This window comes from Pandoraea sp. E26, from assembly GCF_000681415.1.
Taxonomy (GTDB): Bacteria; Pseudomonadota; Gammaproteobacteria; order Burkholderiales; family Burkholderiaceae; genus Pandoraea; species Pandoraea pnomenusa.
The window spans coordinates 1-529 of the sequence record NZ_AYXJ01000072.1 but is presented as its reverse complement, the minus strand read 5'-3'; the positions used below and the strand labels follow the sequence as shown (position 1 = coordinate 529).

Below are 529 nucleotides of genomic sequence, written 5' to 3'. Positions count from 1 at the left end.
CGCGTGCTCGACTTCGCGCTGCTCTACATCATGCTCGCGCTGGGCCTGAATATCGTGGTGGGCTTCGCCGGCCTGCTCGATCTGGGTTACATCGCGTTCTATGCGGTGGGCGCGTACGTCACGGCGTTCCTCAGTTCGCCGCACCTCACCACGCAGTTCGAATGGATCGCGCATCTGTTCCCGAACGGACTGCATGTGCCGGTGTGGTTCACGATTCCGATCGGAGCAGCGGTCGCGGCGATATTCGGCATCCTGCTCGGTGCGCCGACGCTGCGCCTGCGCGGCGACTATCTGGCCATCGTGACACTGGGCTTCGGCGAGATCATCCGCATCTTCATGAACAACCTCGACCGGCCGGTGAACATCACCAATGGCCCGAAGGGGATCACCGGCATCGAGCCCGCGTCGCTGTTCGGCTTCGATTTCTCGAAGGCGCACAGCGTCTTCGGGTTCCAGGTCAGCTCGGTGTACATGTACTACTACCTGTTCGTGTTCCTTGCGCTGGTCATCGCGTTCATCTGCGTGCGCT

General features: G+C 61.8%; 1 pseudogene. It reads left to right on the top strand.

Going from position 1 to position 529, the window contains the following annotated elements:
• Window positions 1-529 (top strand): annotated as a pseudogene (locus W930_RS0125105) (branched-chain amino acid ABC transporter permease); the annotation flags it as partial.